The 17057-nt window shown below is 66.7% G+C and carries 15 protein-coding genes and 1 pseudogene; 6 read left to right on the forward strand and 10 right to left on the reverse strand.

Annotated elements, in window-relative coordinates:
* Nucleotides 1–42 precede the first annotated feature (42 nt).
* Together E5S69_RS04055 and E5S69_RS04060 are read left to right on the forward strand one after the other, a co-directional pair.
* Complete coding sequence (locus tag E5S69_RS04055; RefSeq protein ID WP_171513706.1) at nucleotides 43–267, forward strand: DUF2188 domain-containing protein; 225 nt, start codon at nucleotides 43–45, stop codon at nucleotides 265–267.
* Nucleotides 268–316: 49 nt separating this feature from the next.
* Nucleotides 317–1363 (forward strand): AI-2E family transporter, encoded by a 1047-nt coding sequence (locus E5S69_RS04060; RefSeq protein WP_171513924.1) that lies wholly within the window; start codon nucleotides 317–319, stop codon nucleotides 1361–1363.
* An 81-nt stretch (nucleotides 1364–1444) separates the two neighbouring features.
* Here E5S69_RS04060 and fdhF read toward each other — a convergent pair whose 3' ends face one another.
* The 5 genes and pseudogenes from fdhF to E5S69_RS04085 all read right to left on the reverse strand — a co-directional run bounded on the left by fdhF (nucleotide 1445) and on the right by E5S69_RS04085 (nucleotide 9403).
* Nucleotides 1445–4267 (reverse strand): formate dehydrogenase subunit alpha, encoded by a 2823-nt coding sequence (fdhF, locus tag E5S69_RS04065; protein WP_171513707.1) that lies wholly within the window; start codon nucleotides 4265–4267, stop codon nucleotides 1445–1447.
* 26 nt (nucleotides 4268–4293) lie between these two features.
* Nucleotides 4294–5998 (reverse strand): annotated as a pseudogene (locus E5S69_RS04070) (NADH-ubiquinone oxidoreductase-F iron-sulfur binding region domain-containing protein).
* A gap of 174 nt (nucleotides 5999–6172) precedes the next feature.
* The gene (gene oxlT / locus E5S69_RS04075) at nucleotides 6173–7492 is read right to left on the reverse strand and encodes an oxalate/formate MFS antiporter (RefSeq protein WP_171513708.1); all 1320 of its coding nucleotides are present in this window, start codon (nucleotides 7490–7492) and stop codon (nucleotides 6173–6175) included.
* Between the two features lie 632 nt (nucleotides 7493–8124).
* Nucleotides 8125–8343, reverse strand: coding sequence for a hypothetical protein (locus E5S69_RS04080; protein ID WP_171513709.1), 219 nt, complete (start codon nucleotides 8341–8343; stop codon nucleotides 8125–8127).
* 136 nt (nucleotides 8344–8479) lie between these two features.
* A complete protein-coding gene (locus E5S69_RS04085) occupies nucleotides 8480–9403 on the reverse strand; it encodes a LysR family transcriptional regulator (RefSeq protein ID WP_171513710.1) in 924 nt (307 codons plus the stop codon).
* A gap of 309 nt (nucleotides 9404–9712) precedes the next feature.
* On the opposite strand from E5S69_RS04085, the gene E5S69_RS04090 reads away from it, so the two are divergent.
* Both E5S69_RS04090 and E5S69_RS04095 read left to right on the forward strand, forming a co-directional pair.
* Entirely contained in the window at nucleotides 9713–10654 is a 942-nt protein-coding gene (locus tag E5S69_RS04090) for a LysR family transcriptional regulator (RefSeq protein WP_171513711.1), read from the forward strand.
* A 104-nt stretch (nucleotides 10655–10758) separates the two neighbouring features.
* Nucleotides 10759–11064, forward strand: a complete 306-nt coding sequence (locus E5S69_RS04095) for a LysR family transcriptional regulator (RefSeq protein ID WP_171513712.1) — start codon at nucleotides 10759–10761, stop codon at nucleotides 11062–11064.
* A gap of 55 nt (nucleotides 11065–11119) precedes the next feature.
* On the opposite strand, the gene E5S69_RS04100 is transcribed toward E5S69_RS04095, so the two are convergent.
* Nucleotides 11120–11578, reverse strand: coding sequence for a DUF2269 family protein (locus E5S69_RS04100; protein ID WP_171513713.1), 459 nt, complete (start codon nucleotides 11576–11578; stop codon nucleotides 11120–11122).
* Nucleotides 11560–12837 carry an SDR family oxidoreductase gene (locus E5S69_RS04105; protein WP_236901193.1) on the reverse strand — a complete coding sequence of 426 codons (1278 nt, stop codon included), beginning with the start codon at nucleotides 12835–12837 and terminating at the stop codon, nucleotides 11560–11562. Before E5S69_RS04105 ends, E5S69_RS04100 begins: the two co-directional genes overlap by 19 nt.
* A gap of 12 nt (nucleotides 12838–12849) precedes the next feature.
* Between E5S69_RS04105 and E5S69_RS04110 the strand changes: the two genes are divergently transcribed.
* Nucleotides 12850–13383 carry a hypothetical protein gene (locus E5S69_RS04110; RefSeq protein WP_236901194.1) on the forward strand — a complete coding sequence of 178 codons (534 nt, stop codon included), beginning with the start codon at nucleotides 12850–12852 and terminating at the stop codon, nucleotides 13381–13383.
* 288 nt (nucleotides 13384–13671) lie between these two features.
* Nucleotides 13672–14571 (forward strand): manganese catalase family protein, encoded by a 900-nt coding sequence (locus E5S69_RS04115; protein ID WP_171513715.1) that lies wholly within the window; start codon nucleotides 13672–13674, stop codon nucleotides 14569–14571.
* 19 nt (nucleotides 14572–14590) lie between these two features.
* On the opposite strand, the gene E5S69_RS04120 is transcribed toward E5S69_RS04115, so the two are convergent.
* The 3 genes from E5S69_RS04120 to E5S69_RS04125 all read right to left on the reverse strand — a co-directional run bounded on the left by E5S69_RS04120 (nucleotide 14591) and on the right by E5S69_RS04125 (nucleotide 16782).
* On the reverse strand, nucleotides 14591–15871 hold the full coding sequence (locus E5S69_RS04120; RefSeq protein WP_171513716.1) for an Nramp family divalent metal transporter: 1281 nt from the start codon (nucleotides 15869–15871) through the stop codon (nucleotides 14591–14593).
* A gap of 19 nt (nucleotides 15872–15890) precedes the next feature.
* Complete coding sequence (locus tag E5S69_RS32590) at nucleotides 15891–16016, reverse strand: hypothetical protein (protein ID WP_272871699.1); 126 nt, start codon at nucleotides 16014–16016, stop codon at nucleotides 15891–15893.
* A 259-nt stretch (nucleotides 16017–16275) separates the two neighbouring features.
* A complete protein-coding gene (locus E5S69_RS04125) occupies nucleotides 16276–16782 on the reverse strand; it encodes a helix-turn-helix transcriptional regulator (protein ID WP_171513717.1) in 507 nt (168 codons plus the stop codon).
* Nucleotides 16783–17057 lie beyond the last annotated feature (275 nt).

Genomic DNA, 17057 nt, shown 5'->3' on the forward strand with positions numbered 1-17057 from the left:
CGCCGAAGTCGACACTCAGACTGCCAACTTCGGGAGAGCGCCATGCCAGGCAAGAATATCCACGTCGTGCCCACCTACAACGGCTGGGCAGTCGAAGCGGAAGGACGCTCCGGCAGCCAGCAGCGATTCACCTCAATGGCTCATGCGATTGCCACCGGCAGGGAGAAGGCCAGGCGCGCCAAGGTTGAATTGCTGATCCACGGCAGAGACCATCAGATCCTGGAGCGGAACGCCTTTGGAAACGCTCCGGGCGACCTCGACGGGTAGTGGCAGGGGTACCATCGGCATCGTTGCTTCGGCGAACCTGAAAAATACGATGCGCAATCTGAAAGGTTTTTACATCCTCCTGGTCACCGTCACCGTTGCGTTCATCTGGATACTGCTGCCCTTCTACAGCGCGATTCTGTGGGGCACCATACTGGCTATCCTGTTTCATCCCATGAACCGAAGGCTCACGGTGCGCTTTGGCAACCGGGAAAACCTTGCAGCGCTGACGACGCTGCTGGTTTGCGTTCTGATGGCGATTGTGCCGGTGTTCCTGATGATTGCCACGCTTGCGCAAGAAGTGGCACTTGCCTACCAGCAGATCAAGACTGGTAAATGGGATTTCGGGCAGTACTTCCGCACCGCCGTGCAGGCGCTGCCGGATTCCGTCGAGACGTGGTTGAACCAGATGGGGTTGGCCGACGTAGCGGGCTTGCAGGCGAAACTGACCGAAGGTGCCGGCCGGATCAGCCAGTTCATGGCGGCGCAGGCTGTCACCATTGGCCAGAACACGCTGCAGTTCGCGGTCGGCCTCGGCATCATGCTGTACCTGGTGTTTTTCCTGCTCCGCGATGGTACGGCCATTTCCAATCGCATCCGCAAGGCCCTGCCGCTGAACGACGCGCACACCCGCCGGCTGGTCGGCCGCTTCACCACGGTCGTCCGCGCCACGGTCAAGGGCAACGTCGTCGTGGCCGCGGTGCAGGGAATACTGGGGGGCCTGGCTTTCCTGCTGCTGGGCATCAACGGCGCGTTGCTGTGGGGCACGCTGATGGCGTTTCTCTCCCTGCTGCCGGCGATTGGCGCTGCGCTGGTCTGGGGTCCGGCCGCGGTGTATTTCCTGTTGGCGGGCCCTGCCTGGAAAGGCATCGCGCTGATTGTCATCGGCACCCTTGTCATTGGCGTGGTGGACAACCTGCTTCGTCCTGTGCTGGTCGGCAAGGACACCAAGTTGCCGGACTGGGTGGTCCTGATATCCACCTTGGGCGGCATGTCAGTTTTTGGCATCAACGGCTTTGTGATCGGTCCGCTGATTGCTGCGCTGTTTATTTCCTGCTGGGATATGTCGGTGATCGAGGATCGCGACCAGCCCATGTGACCGGCGGCGAGCCCTCCGCGCACCTGCCTCGGCAACGAGGTGGCGTCTCGCCCGCCATGCGAAACACCACCCTGCTTGCGCCTAGACCGAAGCAGGCTCCAGGATCTGCCCGCCCCCGTAGCTGGACTGCACCGGCACCTGCCCGCCCGCCGTCATCCTGATCGCGCAGTACTTGAACTCCGGGATCTTGCCGAACGGATCCAGCGCCGCGTTGGTCAGCTTGTTGATCGCCGCCTCGTAATAGCAGAACGGCACGAACACGGCACCGCGCGGGGTGCCGGCGTCGGCGCGCGCGTAGAGCGTGACCTCGCCGCGCCGGGACGCCAGCGTCACCACGCCGCCCGGCATGCCGCCGAGCGCGTCCAGGTCAAGCGGGTGCACCAGCGCCACCGGATCGGGTTCGATCGCGTCCAGCACGCCGGCGCGTCGGGTCATGCTGCCGGTATGCCAATGCTCGAGCTGGCGCCCGGTGATCAGCACCATCGGGTAGTCGGCGTCGGGCCGCTCGGCCGCCGGGATGATGTCGGCCGGCACGAAGCGCCCGCGGCCGGTGGCGGTGGGGAAGCTGTCGACAAAGATCACCGGCTCGCCCGGGTCGCCCTCTTCCTTGCACGGATAGGTCACGGCGTGCTCGCGCTCGAGCCGCTCCCAGGTCACGCCGGCGATGCTGGGCATGGCGTGGCGCATCTCGTCGAACACTTCGGCCACGCTGGCGTAATGCCAGTCCAGCCCCAGCTGCGCCGCCATCTGCTGGATGATCCACAGGTCCTGGCGCGCCTGCCCCGGCGGCTCGAGGGCCTGCCGCCCGAGCTGCACGGTGCGGTCGGTGTTGGTAAAGGTGCCGGTCTTTTCGGGGAAGGCCGAGGCCGGCAGCACCACGTCGGCCAGGTAGGCGGTCTCGGTGAGGAAGATGTCCTGCACCACCAGGTGGTCGAGCGACGCCAGCGCCGCGCGCGCATGCTCGGCGTCGGGGTCGGACATCGCCGGGTTCTCGCCCATGATGTACATGCCGCGTACCTCGCCGCGCTCGATCGCCTGCATCACCTCGACCACGGTCAGGCCGGGCTGGTGGTCCAGCGGCATGCCCCACAGTGCCTCGAAGCTGGCGATCGCCAGCGGATCATCCACGCGCCGGTAGTCCGGGTACATCATCGGGATCAGGCCGGCGTCGGATGCGCCCTGCACGTTGTTCTGGCCGCGTAGCGGATGCAGGCCGGTGCCCGGCCGGCCGATCTGCCCGGTCATCAGCGCCAGCGCGATCAGGCAGCGCGCGTTGTCGGTGCCGTGCACGTGCTGCGACACGCCCATGCCCCACAGGATCATCGAGGCCTTCGAGGTGGCATAGACGCGCGCGACTTCGCGGATGGTCTCGGCGTCGATGCCGCAGACCGGCGCCATCAGCTCGGGACTGTAGGCGGCGACGTTGCGCTGCAGTTCGTCGAAGCCGATGGTGCGGCTGTCGATGAAGCCACGATCGACCAGGCCCTCGTTGACGATCACATGCATCATCGCGTTGAGCAGCGCCACGTCGGCATCGGGCTTGAACTGCAGGAAGCGCCAGGCGAAGCGCGCCAGGTCGGAGCGGCGCGGATCGGCCACGATCAGCCTGGTACCGTTCTTCACGGCGTTCTTGATCCAGCTGGCCGCGACCGGGTGGTTCACGGTCGGGTTGGCGCCGATCACGATCACGACCTCGGCCTTGTCGACATCCATCACCGGGTTCGACACCGCGCCCGAGCCGATGCCTTCCAGCAGCGCCGCCACCGACGAGGCATGGCACAGCCGCGTGCAATGGTCGACGTTGTTGCTGCCAAAGCCGGTGCGCACCAGCTTCTGGAACAGGTAAGCCTCTTCGTTGCTGCCCTTGGCCGAGCCAAACCCGGCCAGCGCACGCTTGCCATGCGAGTCGCGGATCTGCGCGAGCTTGCCGCCGGCGAGCGCCAGCGCCTCTTCCCACGAGGCTTCGCGGAACACCTCCATGACGTGGTCCGGGTCCATGACGAAATCGCCGCGTTTGGCCACGCCTTCGCGGCGCACCAGCGGCACGGTCAGCCGCTGCGGGTGCTGCACGTAGTCGAAACCGTAGCGGCCCTTCACGCACAGCCGCTGGTGGTTGGCGGGGCCGTCGCGGCCTTCCACGAACAGGATGCGGTTGTCCTTGACGTTGTAGGTCAGCTGGCAACCCACGCCGCAATACGGGCACACCGATTCCACCTGCTTGTCGGGAACGGCCAGCGCCACGTCGCGCGCCGGCATCAGTGCGCCGGTGGGACAGGCCTGCACGCACTCGCCGCAGGCGACGCAGGTGGAAGCGCCCATGGGATCGTCCATGTCGAACACGATGCGGGCTTCGTCGCCACGCAGCGCCAGTCCGATCACGTCGTTGACCTGCTCGTCGCGGCAGGCGCGCAGGCAGCGGGTGCACTGGATGCAGGCATCCAGGTTGACCGCGATGGCCGGGTGCGACAGGTCCGCCGCGACGCGCTCGCGCGGGGCGAAGCGGGGCTTGCCGACCTCCAGCTTGGCGGCCCACTGGTCCAGTTCGTTGTGGCGGGTGTAGTCGGCCTCCGGCATGTCCGACTGCAGCAGTTCCAGCACGGTGCGCTGGGCCCGGCGGGCGCGCTCGGACTCGGTCTGCACCTGCATGCCGGCGGCCGGGTAGCGGCAGCAGGACGGCGCCAGCACGCGCTCGCCCTGGATCTCGACCATGCAGGCGCGGCAATTGCCGGCCGGCTCCAGGCCGTCCTTGTAGCACAGGTGCGGCACGTCAAAGCCTTCGCGCTGCGCCACCTTGAGCAGGCTTTCGCCCGGCTGCGCGCTCACTTCGCGGCCATTCAGGGTAAAGGTGACGGCGGGCTCGGCGAATTCGACTAGCGCGCGTTCGGCGCGGGTCAGTGCATTCATGTCTGTCTCTCAGGCTCGGGCCAGCATCAGGCCAGTTCGTGCGGGAAGTACTTGATCACGCAGTCGACCGGGTTCGGCGCGGCCTGCCCCAGGCCGCAGATCGATGCGTCGCGCATCACCGCGGAGAGGTCGTCCAGCGCCGCCAGGTCCCATTTCGGCTGGCGGATCAGGTCGAGCGTCTTGGCCGGTGCGGCACGGCGTACATTGCCCGCACGACTCGTGCTTGAAGAAGTGCATCAGGTTGCGCGCCGCCTGGGTAGCGCTGTCATGGTCGGACAAGATCACGATCGCCGCCGAGCCGATAAAGCAGCCGTAGGGCTGCAGCGTGTCGAAGTCGAGCGGGATATTGCCCAGCGACGCCGGCAGGATGCCGCCCGACGCCCCGCCCGGCAGGTAGCCGTAGAACGCATGGCCGTCGAGCATGCCGCCGCAGTATTCGTCGATCAGCTCGCGCACCGTGATCCCGGCCGGCGCCAGGTGCACGCCGGGGCGCTTGACCCGGCCAGAAACCGAGAACGAGCGCAGACCCTTGCGCCCGTTGCGCCCCTGCGCGGCAAACCACTCGGCGCCCTTTTCGATGATGTCGCGCACCCAGTAGAGGGTTTCGAAGTTGTGCTCCAGCGTCGGCCGCCCGAACAGCCCCACCTGCGCCACATACGGCGGGCGCAGGCGCGGCATGCCGCGTTTGCCTTCGATCGATTCGATCATGGCCGATTCTTCGCCACAGATATACGCGCCCGCGCCGCGGCGCAGCTCGATGCGGGGCAGGCCCGGGATCGGCGGGTCCTGCTGCAGTTGCTGCAAGGCTTCGGCCAGCAGGGCGCGGCAGCCAGCGTACTCGTCGCGCAGGTAGATGTAGATCGCCGACACATCGACCACGTGCGCCGCAATCAGCATGCCTTCAAGGAAGCGGTGCGGATCGCGTTCCAGGTAGACGCGGTCCTTGAAGGTGCCGGGCTCGCCCTCGTCGATATTGACCGCCATCAGCCGTGGCGCGGCTTCGCTGCGCACGATGCGCCATTTGCGCCCGGTCGGGAAACCGGCGCCGCCCAGTCCGCGCAGGCCGGAATCCTCCATCGTGGCGAGCACGGCGTCCGCGTCGAGCTCGCCGCCGGCGAGGGACTTCAGCAGCGCATAACCGCCGTCGCGCCGGTATGCGTCGTAGTCGATATGGGATTCGGGCGCATGGCGCACCGCCTTGGCCTGCACGGCGGCGCCGATTGACTCGGCGCTGGCGCGATCGACCGGATTCTGCCCGACCAGCGCGGCGGGCGCCTTCTCGCAGCGCCCGATGCAGGGCGCGGCCACCACGCGCACGTCGGTGCCGAGCAGCGCCGGCAGCTTGTCGATCAGCGCCTGCGCACCGGCCAGTTCGCAGGCAATGCCTTCGCACACGCGCACGGTCAGCGCGGGCGGCGGCGCGATCTGGCCGTCGGCATCCTCACGCACCACGTCGAAGTGGTGATAGAACGTGGCGACCTCGTAGACCTCGGTCATCGACAGCCGCAGCTCGCTGGCCAGCGCCACCAGGTGCGGCATGGCGAGCTGGCCGTAGCGATCGTTGATGCAGTGCAGGTGTTCGATCAGCAGGTCGCGCCGGCGGGGCATGTCGCCCAGCGCCACGCGCACTTCGGCCAGCGCGGCCGCGTCGACCTGCCGGCCCTTGGGCTGGCGGCGCTTGCGCTGCCGGCTGAGCCCCGTCGCCTCGAGAGGAATGACAACCTGGTTCATGGCGTGCCTGGATATTGTTTGTCTAGGTGCGATCAGGAAGGCGCCCGGCGGGCCGCCCTCCTGTCGCGCTTTGTTGTTGTCGTATTGTGCTACCAGGCGTGGCCGCTGTGCAGGCATCGCAGCCGCCGCGCCCGGGTACTGCCGGCGCCGGCCGGCGCCGTACTGCTTTCTTCATCAGGTCAGGTCTTCCGGCACGGTGCGGTAGCCCATTGGCGCGGCGGTGTTGGCATGCACGAACTTGCGGGCATGGGCCTCGCGCATCGGCTTGAGCACGAACAGCGCCATCACCGCGGTCAGCGCCGCCATGCCGGAGGCCACCATGAACACCGCATGCCAGCTGCCGGTGGCGGCGGTGATCACGCTGGAGAACGGCACCAGCAAGGCGGCCGTGCCCTTGGCGGTGTACAGCAAGCCCGCATTGGTGGCGGCAAACTTGGGCCCGAAGGTGTCGCCGCAGGTGGCCGGGAACAGGCTGTAGATCTCGCCCCAGGCAAAGAACACCACGCCGGTCAGGATCACGAAGGCAACCGGATGGTGGCCGTACTTCGACAGCAGCAGGATACCGATGGCCTCCACGCCGAAGGCAAAGAACATGGTCCGTTCACGACCGATATGGTCGGAGATCCAGCCAAAGAACGGACGCGTCAGGCCATTGAGCACGCGGTCGATGGTCAGCGCGAAGGTCAGGGCCGGCAGGGTCAGGCCGAGGATGGAGATCGGCGCCTCGTGCAGGCCGAAGTCCTTGGCGATCGGGCCCAGCTGCGCGGTGGCCATCAGGCCGCCGGCGGCCATCATCACGAACATCGCGTACATGACCCAGAAGATCGGCGACTTCAGCACCTCGCGCGGCGAAGCGTTGTAGGTGGCCGCAGCCTTCAGCGTGGTCTTGACGTCGCTCAGGATCTTGGCCGACGGCGGGTACAGGGCCATGCCGAGGATGAACACCACCAGCCCCTGGCCAAGGCCGAACCACAGGAAGGCAGCTTCATAGCCGGAGGTCTTGATCATGTTGGCGATCGGCACCACGGTGAGCGCCGAGCCGGCGCCGAAGCCGGCCGCGGTAATCCCCGCCGCCAGACCGCGGCGATTCGGGAACCACTTCAGCGCGTTGCCCACGCAGGTGCCATACACCGCGCCGGCGCCCAGGCCGCCGATGGCCGCCGCGAAGTAAAGCATGGGCAGCGAAGAGGCCACCGAGTTCAGGGCCCAGGCCACCGCGCACAGCAGGCCGCCACCCACCACCACCGGGCGCGGGCCGTACTTGTCGACCAGGTAGCCTTCGATCGGCACCAGCCAGGTTTCGGTCACCACGAAGATGGTGAAGGCGACCTGAATCGCGGTGCGGCCCCAGCCGTATTTGTCGTCGATGGGGTTGACGAACAGGGTCCAGCCGTATTGCATGTTGGCGATCATCGCCATGCAGATCACGCCGAATACCAGTTGTACCCACGGCGACGCAAAGCGCGACGTGGACTCCCTCTGCTGCAATTCCATGATGTCTCCTTATAGCGGCGAACCGCCAAGGTGGAAGATGGGCGCCTGTAGACGCCTCTGCGTGACTCTCGGTCAAAGAACAGCTGAGCCGTTCTAGTGCTATACGGTATGTGATATATCAGGTAAGTCAAGCGTATTCTTCGCGGCTATGCAGCATCCTGCCGCGTTACCTGGAGCCGGAGCCTTCCCCGACAGCATGCGACTAGTGCGCAGACTGCATCAAAGGCCGTGCCGGCAGCATCCGGAGTCGTTGGAAATCAAGCAGTTGGCGTGCGCCCGCAGATCAATCGGCCGACACAACGCACCCGCAAGCATGCCGGGGATCGCCCCATCGAAAAACCGGGAAAACGATCGGTTCGGGAAAGTCCCTAGATGCAGACATGGATGCCTGGCGGTGTACGTATGGACGATGAATCCTTACCGCGGGGACTGGACAGGGAGGGCGCGCTGGCTTGCGCACAGGGGACGTGGAGGATGCGTGCCGCTGTTCGCCGTTGCGAACGGATGGAGGGAGGAAGGAAGGAAGGCGGCCGTACACGCCGTGATTGGCGTGCTTGTCGCAAGGGATGCCGGCCGCTACAGCCCTTGCCTGATGCGCGTCTCAGCGTGCAAGCGTCGCGCGCGTGCTGGCCTCAGGCGTAAGCAAGTTCGCCAGCGGCCGGCACGATGCGCGACGGGCTGGCACGGCCCACGCCGTCGCTGTGCTGGTTCGAGCCCAGTCCGGCGAAGCGGCCATGGTCCTGCGCGGTGACCAGCATGTCCATGGGCAGGCGCGTGGCCAGCAGCGTGGTCACGGCCACACCGACAGCGATCAGGGACAGGCCAAGGGCGACGAGAAGAGCGACTTCCATTTGAAAACTCCAGTAGCGTTGTGATCAGGAGTTTTCATTATATGCTGCGCCGCACTATGTGTAAATATCCTGTATGTAATATATCAGTAGAAGATTTGCACTAATCCAACACGTCAGCAGCCCCGGGGGGTTGTGGTCAAACCGTCGTCGTTTCACGGCCGCGCACAGGCGGCTCCTGATACTCCTGGCCGCGCAGCGCGTCCCAGATGGCGGCGGCATTCGGCTTCAACGACCGGCTCTTGCGCCGCACCAGCATGACCGTCGAGGTAACCTGTGGCCGCAGCGGCCGCATCACGGCGGCCGGATGCATGCCTCCGGCCTGCGCCCGCGACGGCACCACGCCGATGCCCAGCCCCAGCGCCACCATGCCGAACACCGCGGCGAAATGGCCGAGCAGTTGCAGCGAACCCGCGCGCACGTGATAGCTGCTGAGCGCCTTTTCCACCGCCGGCTGCATGCCGCATTGCTGATCCAGCGTCAGCACGCTGGCATCGGACAGGTCGCCCCACCCTACCGTGTCGTGTTGGGCCAGCGGATGCTTGGCGGGCAGCACGGCGTGATAAGCGTCGACGCACAACGGCTCGCAATACAGGTCGTCGCCAGCGCGCGGATCGGTGGCGATGCCGAAATCGACCTCGCCGCTGCGCACGCTCTGCAGCACCGACTCCTGCGAACGGTCCTTCAGGTGGATGGCGATCGCCGGCCAGGCCTGGCGGCAGCCGGCGAGCCAGGCCGGCAGCGACATCGAGCTCAGCACCGGATCCGACGCGATCTGCACCAGGCCCTGGCATGGCCGGCTGGCGCTCTGGCTGTCGCGCAAGGTCTGCTCGACTTCCTCGATCAGGTGGCAGATGCGCTGGGACAGGTGCTGGCCCGCGTCGGTCAGCTCCACCTGGCGCGTGGTGCGGTCGAACAGCCGCTGGTCGATCTCTTCTTCCAGCTCGCGCACGCTGCGGCTGACCGCCGACTGCGTCAGGCCCAGTTCCACCGCGGCGCGGGTGAAGCTTTTGTGCCGCGCCACCGCGGCAAAGGCTTTCAGTTGCGGGAGCGAGATATTCATGACCTCTCCCCCTGCCCTGCGCCGGCATGGCTGAGGCGAAGCCGGTCTTCAGGCATGGCATGGCGCCGCGGGGCACGCACGGTTGCGTTCGGTCCGGTCACGGTAGTCTCCTTGGTTTGGTCGTGGCTGTGGACAGCCATCGTTGTAAGCGGCCGTGCCGATGGCCGGGGGCGGGCTCCTGCGCTACCGGAGTGCCGGATTGGGGCGGGACAGGGAAGTCCGCCGATTGATGCTACTTGAATCTAAGATCTACATTGCATAAAGTTTTTTATCGTTTATATAGCGGATCGTTTATAGGACCGGAGCAGGATGAAGAACGCCACGCTGCGGCAACTCAAGGTCTTCGAGACCGTTGCCCGCCATATGAGCTTTTCCCGCGCCGCCGAGGAACTGCACCTGACGCAGCCGGCGGTGTCGACCCAGGTGCGGCAGCTGGAGCACCACGTGGGACTGCCGCTGTTCGAGCAACTCGGCAAGAAGATTTACCTAACCCCGGCCGGCCATGAAATGCTGCATTACAGCCGCAGCATCATCCAGCAGTTCCGCGAAGCCGAGGACGCCATGTCGCAGCTCAAGGGCATCTCCGGCGGCCGCCTCAATGTCGCGGTGATCAGCGCCGGCGACTATTTCTTCCCGCGCCTGCTGGCAGAATTCATGGACCGCCATGACGGCGTGACGCTGAACCTGGCCGTGCACAACCGCGAGGAATTGCTGCACCAGCTGGCCGGCAACCTGACCGACCTGGCCGTGATGGTGCGCCCCCCCGAGGGCATGGACACCATCAACGAGGCCTTTGCGCCCCACCCTTATGTGATCGTCGCCGCGCCCAGCCATCCGCTGGTGGGCGAGCGCAAGATCCCGCTGGCCGAACTGGCCGACGAAGCCTTTGTTGCGCGCGAGAAAGGTTCGGACACCTGGAACTCGATGCAGGAAGGCTTTGCCGGGCGTTTGTCGAACCTGCGCATCGCCATGGAGATCAAGAGCACCGAGACCATCAAGCAGGCTGTGATCGCCAATATGGGCATCGCCTTCCTGTCGGCCCATACCGTGGGGCTCGAACTGCAGGCCGGCAAGCTTGCCGTGCTCGATATCGAGGGCTTCCCGGTGATGCTTAACTGGTACGTCGTGCATCGCAAGAACAAGCGCTTGCCGCCGGTGGCACTGGCGTTCAAGCAGTTCCTGATGGAGGAAGGCGCCGGGCTGATCCAGAAGATCACGGGCGTGGAAGGACTGATACGCCACGATACATAAACGATGAGTTATGGTTTTGCTATGAAACTTTAATTATCGTAAATCATCCGATCTCCCTATGCTTGTCTCAACCCAACTGCCAGCGCGCATCCGAGGAGACCAGCATGAACCCCGCCCAGCAGGAAAGCCGCCACGCCGCCATCACCGTTGGCGCCAACAACCAGCCCATCCCGCGCGACACCCAGCTCGCCGCGTATAACGCCGCGTTTATTGAACTGGGTCTGCGCTTTCGCTGGGATGCCGCCATGTATGAGTGGTTGTGCGGCATTGAATGCGAAAAGGGACGGGTGGCCCGCTATATCGAGGAACACCACCCGCACCTGCTGGCCGCCTACGACGCCGCGTTCCTGAGCGCGCTGATCTTCGAGAAAAAGAACGAGTACCTGCGCGCGGTCGGCCATCTCAACTGAGCGGGCCCGATCGCTTCGCGGCGAGGCGCGCGGCAGCGGCCTCGCCGTTTTTTGTTTAGCTGAGCTTGGCCACCATCAGGTAGAAGATGGCCAGGAACGAGATCAGCGCCGGAAAGCCCAGCCCGAACCACCACCAGAACAGGCGCCAGTAGGCGCGCGGCAACCGCGGCCCGGCGCAGCCCAGCGCCACGTCGCGCATGCGCTTCTGCAGCCAGACCACTGGCAGCCAGCAGGCAATGGCAACCGCGTAAAGCACCACCGACCACTTGAGCCACGGCGCCGACCACGAGAACCCTGCCATCCGCACCAGCGCATAGCCGGTCAGCGGCTGCAAGATGACAGTGGACGCAGTGAAAATCCAGTCGGCGATCACCACCATGCGCGCGGTCGCGGCGACGGTACGGACGTTGCGCGTCAGCGTCGCCCCGACCAGGTAAAAAGCACTGCCCACGCCGGTGCCGAACAGAAACGTCGACGACAGGATATGCAGCCATTTCAGCGTGACGTAGTCCATGCCCGCTCCTCGCTCAGGTGCAGCCACCACAGCACGGCCAGCATCGGCAGGTTCTTGCTGAGCGGGCCATAGGGATGCAGCCAGTGTTCCGGCAGGCGCACGCTGATGATCGCCGTGTAGCCCAGGATCAGCGCGATCTGGGCGAGCCACAGCCAGCGCGGGCGCCGCGGCAGCACGCACAGCACGCCGAACGCGAGGTCTAGCAGCGCGGCGCCATAGAGCGCCAGCGGCTGCAGGGCCGGCGGCACCCCCGCGCGCGCGAGCAGCACATAGCTTTCGGCCACCGGGTACAGCCCCAGTGAGACCGCGGCGGTGATGATCCACACCACGGCGACGCTCCAGCGCAGCACCGGATGCATCCAGCGCTGCAGCGCCTGCGCGCGCAACGCGCCGCGCAGCCCCGGCGGAATGAATGCTGGCACGGCCAGCGGTGGCCGCCCCAGCAGGCGCGCGAGCCCCGACGGATCCGCCACGCTGCCCTGGTCCAGCATGGTCAGCGCATCGCGTCCCAGCACGCCGCCGGTCGCGCGTTCGGCCAGCGGCATCACCGCCTGGGCCAGCGCGCGCGGCAGCGGCAACAGCCAGGCGCTGCCGCGCACACCCAGGCCGTGCCGCAGCGCATCCAGGTAGCCGGCCAGCGGCATCGGTGCCGGCCCCACCAGCGCCAGCCGGCCGGACCGCCACGGCGCCTCGCCCCACTCGGCCAGCAGCGCGACGATGGCCTGCGCCACGTCGTCGATATGGACCGGCTGCACCGGTTGCCTGCCACCTCCCGGCAGTGCCAGGCAGGGCAGCGTCGCCAGCGCGCAGAACAGCTGCGCACTGGTGCCATCGGCGCCAAACACCAGCGACGGCTGCAGCACCATGGCATCGATGCCGAGGCCGAGCAGGTGCTGGTCGGCCGTGCGCTTGCTGCGATGGAATTCGGTAAGCGCATGTTCATCGGCCCCCAGCGCCGACATCTGCAATACCAGCCGCACGCCCTGCCGCAGGCAGGCGTCGAACAGTGCCTGCGGCGCGGCGCGATGCAGCACGTCGAAGCGCTGCGAGGGCGTTTCACGGAAGATGCCGACCAGGTTCACCACCGCATCGACATCCGCCAGCAACGGCGTCCAGTCGGCCGCCGCCGTCATGCGCGCAAAATCGACGGCACGGAATTCGCTTGCCGTGCTGGCATGGCCGTCATGCGGCGCTTCGGGTGCATCGCGCGCGGGCACGCGCCGCACGCCCGCTATCACATGGAATCCTCCAGCCAGCATTGCGGCACAGGCATGGCGGCCGATAAAGCCGCTGGCGCCGAGCACCAGCACCCGATGGATGCGGCCACGGTGCTGCGCCGCGCCGTGGTCTCGGGCACTTGCGCCAGCCTGATGTCCACCGGCATGCTGGCCTGCGGCGGCAGCGTCGACTGCGGCAGCGCCTTCGCACCCGTCAACGCCGTCAGCCACTGGGTCTGGGGCGAGCGTGCCATGCATGTCAACCGTGCCTCGGTCCGGCATACCGTGCTGGGCTATGTCATCCATCATTCGATGTCGGTGTTCTGGGCGGCCTTCTACGAAGCGGCGATGGCCTGTGCCGAGGCACAGGGCGGCCAGCGCCAGCGCGTGCCGGGGCGGGTGCTCGGCGGCCTCGCGGTGGCCGGCATTGCGTGCTTCGTCGACCTGAAGTGCACGCCCCACCGCCTCACTCCCGGCTTTGAGCGCCGGCTCTCGGCCAGCATGCTGACGCTGGTCTACCTGGCGTTCGGGCTGGCGCTGCCGCTGGGCGCGATGCTGCTGCGGCACGCGGCCGGAAAGCGCGGCTAAGGCCCACCTGCATCCTCCGGGAACGCCCGTCCTGCTGCACGCAGCGCCAGTAATTTTCACACGGCTCTCCCGGTTTTACCGTCTCCGCCGCGCCGGGCGGGCCTAGCGCGTTGCGCCGGGCAACACGCTGCATGCAGCCGTGCAAGCTCCACGCCACCGCGCGCAGTTTGCGCCCCCCGCGGGCATGATCGTTGCGACCGCGAGCGCCCGGCCGGGCCGTCGTTCCTCCACCCGCCTGCGGCAGCCGCACCGGCGCGCCCCCGGCTCACCTCAACCGGAGAGACCACCATGTTCATGCACAACAAGCGACTGCAGTACACCGTGCGCGTATCGCGTCCCGACCCCGGCCTGGCCAATCTGCTGCTGGAGCAGTTTGGTGGCCCGCAGGGCGAGCTGGCCGCGGCCTGCCGCTATTTCACGCAGGCCCTGGCCGAGGAAGACCCCGGCCGCAAGGACATGCTGCTCGATATCGCCACGGAAGAGCTGAGCCACCTCGAGGTGATCGGCTCGATCATCGCCATGCTCAACCGCGGCGCCAAGGGCGAACTGGCTGAAGGGCTGGACCAGCAAGCCGAGCTCTACCGCTCGCTGCAGGGCGCCGGCAACGACAGCCACGTGACCCAGGTGCTGTTCGGCGGCGGACCGGCGCTGGTCAACTCCGCCGGCGTGCCGTGGACCGCCGCCTATGTCGATACCATCGGCGAGCCCACCGCGGACCTGCGCTCCAACATTGCCGCCGAGGCGCGCGCCAAGATCATCTACGAACGGCTGATGAACGTGACCGACGACCCCAGCGTGCAAGAGGCGCTGGGCTTCCTGATGACGCGCGAGATCTCGCACCAGAAGTCGTTCGAGAAGGCGCTGTACTCGATCACCCCCAACTTCCCGCCGGGCAAGACGCCAGGCGACCCGCAGTTCGCCAACGTCTATTTCAAGATGTCGCAGGGCGAGGCGATGCGCGGGCCGTGGAATGCGGACCGTACCTTCGTTTTTGTCGAAAGCCCGACGCCCGCGGTGGACGGCGGCGACGGCACCGCCCAGGTCGACCTGCCCGCCGAGCAGCAGGACACGCTGGAGGCATTTGCGATGCGCGGCGCCTCTGATCCGCAGAGCGATCCGCTGACGGGGGCGGAACTGGGTGCGGGCGGAGCCGAAGGCGATGACGAGCAGGAGGTCCCGCAGCGCTGAGATGCGCGCGCAATCCGCGCTATGGCCGCCACGCCGTCAGCATCATCGCCACCATCGCCACGTTCATGGCGACGATGATGCCGACGGCCAGCGTGGCCAGCACGAACACCGTGCGCGAATTGGCGTAGCGGCCCATCAGCCTGTGGTCGCTGGTAAAGCGCAGCAGCGGGATTGCCGCGAACGGCAACTGCAGGCTCAGGATCACCTGGCTCACCAGCAGCAGCTGCGCCATGCCGCGCTCGGCATAGAGGATCGCCACCACCAGCGCGGGCACGATCGCCACGCAGCGCGTGAGCAGGCGGCGCGCCCACGGCGGCAGCCTGGTGCGGATAAAACCCTCCATCACCACCTGCCCCGCCAGGGTTGCCGTCACGGCGGAACACTGCCCCGAGGCGAGCAGCGCGACACCGAACACCACGCTGGCCCAGGTAGCGCCGGTGAGCGGGCTGAGCAGCCGATAGGCATCCTGGATTTCGGCGACGTCGGTATGGCCGGCCGCATGGAACACGCCCGCGGCTGTGACCAGGATCGCACTGTTGATGACGAAGGCAATCGCCAGCGCGGCGACCGTATCGAAGGCGATATACCGCAGCGCGCGCCCGGTGCCCTGCGGGCCAGCGTGCGGCAGGCGCGTCTTGACCACGGCGGAGTGCAGGTACAGGTTGTGCGGCATCACCGTGGCGCCAATGATGCCGGTGGCGATATACAACGCGCCGGCATCGCCCAGCAGCGCCATGCGCGGCACCAGGCCTGCCGCCAGGTCCGGCCACGCGGGCTGCGCCAGCGCCAGCATCAGCACGAAGCAGCCCAGCACCAGCACCACCATGCTGATGACAAAGACCTCCAGCCGCCGGTAGCCGCGCTGCTGCAGCACCAGCACTAGCAGCACGTCGAGCACGGTCAGCGCCACGCCCCAGGGCAGCGGCATCCCGAATAGCAGGTTCAGCGCAATCGCGGTGCCGATCACCTCGGCCAGGTCGGCGGCACAGATCGCCACTTCGCACAGCACCCACTGGGCCCAGGCCGACAGCGGCGAGGCGTGCCTGCGGCAGGCCTGCGCCAGGTCCAGGCCACTGACCAGCCCGAGGCGGCTGGCCATGACCTGCAGCAGCATCGCCATGGCGCTGGCCATCGCCACCACCCAGAGCAGGCGATAGCCGTAGGCCGAGCCGCCGGCGAGATCGGTGGCCCAGTTGCCCGGATCCATATAGCCGACCGCGACCAGATAGCCGGGCCCGGCAAAGCGGGCGAAGTCGCGCCACGCGTAAGCCGGTGGCGCGGCGGCGAGTTCGGGAGGCATCAGGGCACGGCCGGCACCGCTACACCGATTGCGGCAACAGCCGCGCCAGCAGGGAAGCGGCTCCCGCTGCGACGATGAACAGGCCCAGTGCCATGCGCACCGGATGGCAGCGCCAGCGCCGCCAGAACGAGCCGTCTCGATCCATCGCCATTCTCCCGATGGGCCGGACCACCGCGGTGCCGGCAGACTTGCCGCGGCGCAAGGATCGTTCCGGCCCGGCAAGGACCGCTCATGCACGGCCTGCGGCGCACGCGGCGCGCTGCATGGTAAATCCGGCGCAGCCGTTTACGCGCCGGCTTGCAAGCTTTACGTGCCTGGTTCCCGGTTGTAACGATGACCCCTGAGGCCGGCGGCGCACTGGGCCGCCTGAAGGCCCCCGCAAAGGCGCTCGCCAAGGGGTTTAACTACGATTCCCGCGAAGAACGGGGCGCCAGCAGGTCTTCGAAAAAGAAGGCCGCCAGCTGATGGCGCCCGCTCACCTTGGCTTTGGCATAAAGGTTGGCGGCGTGCTGCCGCACGGTCTTCGCGCCGGTTTCGCGCACGCCGGCAATTTCCTCCAGCGACAAGCCCTTGACCAGCAGCAATGCGACGTCCCTTTCGGCGGGAGTCAGGCTCCAGCGCTCGAACTGCTCCTGCATCGATTGCAGGAAATCGCGCGTGGACTGCTGTGCGACGGCGTCGCGTTCCGCCGCTGCGCGCGTGGCGGCGTCCGCCGAATGCTTCAGCGTTTCGAACGCGCGCAAGGCCCGCCGGCGCTCACAGATCACGACACAGAGGATGGCCAGGAATGCAACCGTCGCCGCGGTTTCGGCATAGAAGTGGAAGGACGGCCCGCTGCCGACCAGCTGGTACAGGTCCCATGCTTGATAAAGCGGGAAGACGGCAAGCAGCAGCAAGAACTTTGGCGGCATAGGTGTTCGGTTTTCGGCCAGCGATGAGACGCCGGCTGGGAAAAAACGAGCATAACGGCGGACGCGTAATGTAACTGATTCTCAATACATGGCCAAGACCTGTCGCGAGGAACACGATCTGATGTGACTTAATTTACATAATTCCGACCTGGGACATATGTCCCAAGGCCGAATATGTGGACCTTGCGCCATCCAGAGAGGGGACAAATGGCCTGAACGTCCATGGCAAATGTCGCCAGGCAGCCAAGGTTGCGTTGAATTTGAGAATGAGTCGC

Origin of the sequence: Cupriavidus necator (assembly GCF_013141915.1) — a bacterium.
Taxonomy (GTDB): Bacteria; Pseudomonadota; Gammaproteobacteria; order Burkholderiales; family Burkholderiaceae; genus Cupriavidus; species Cupriavidus necator_B.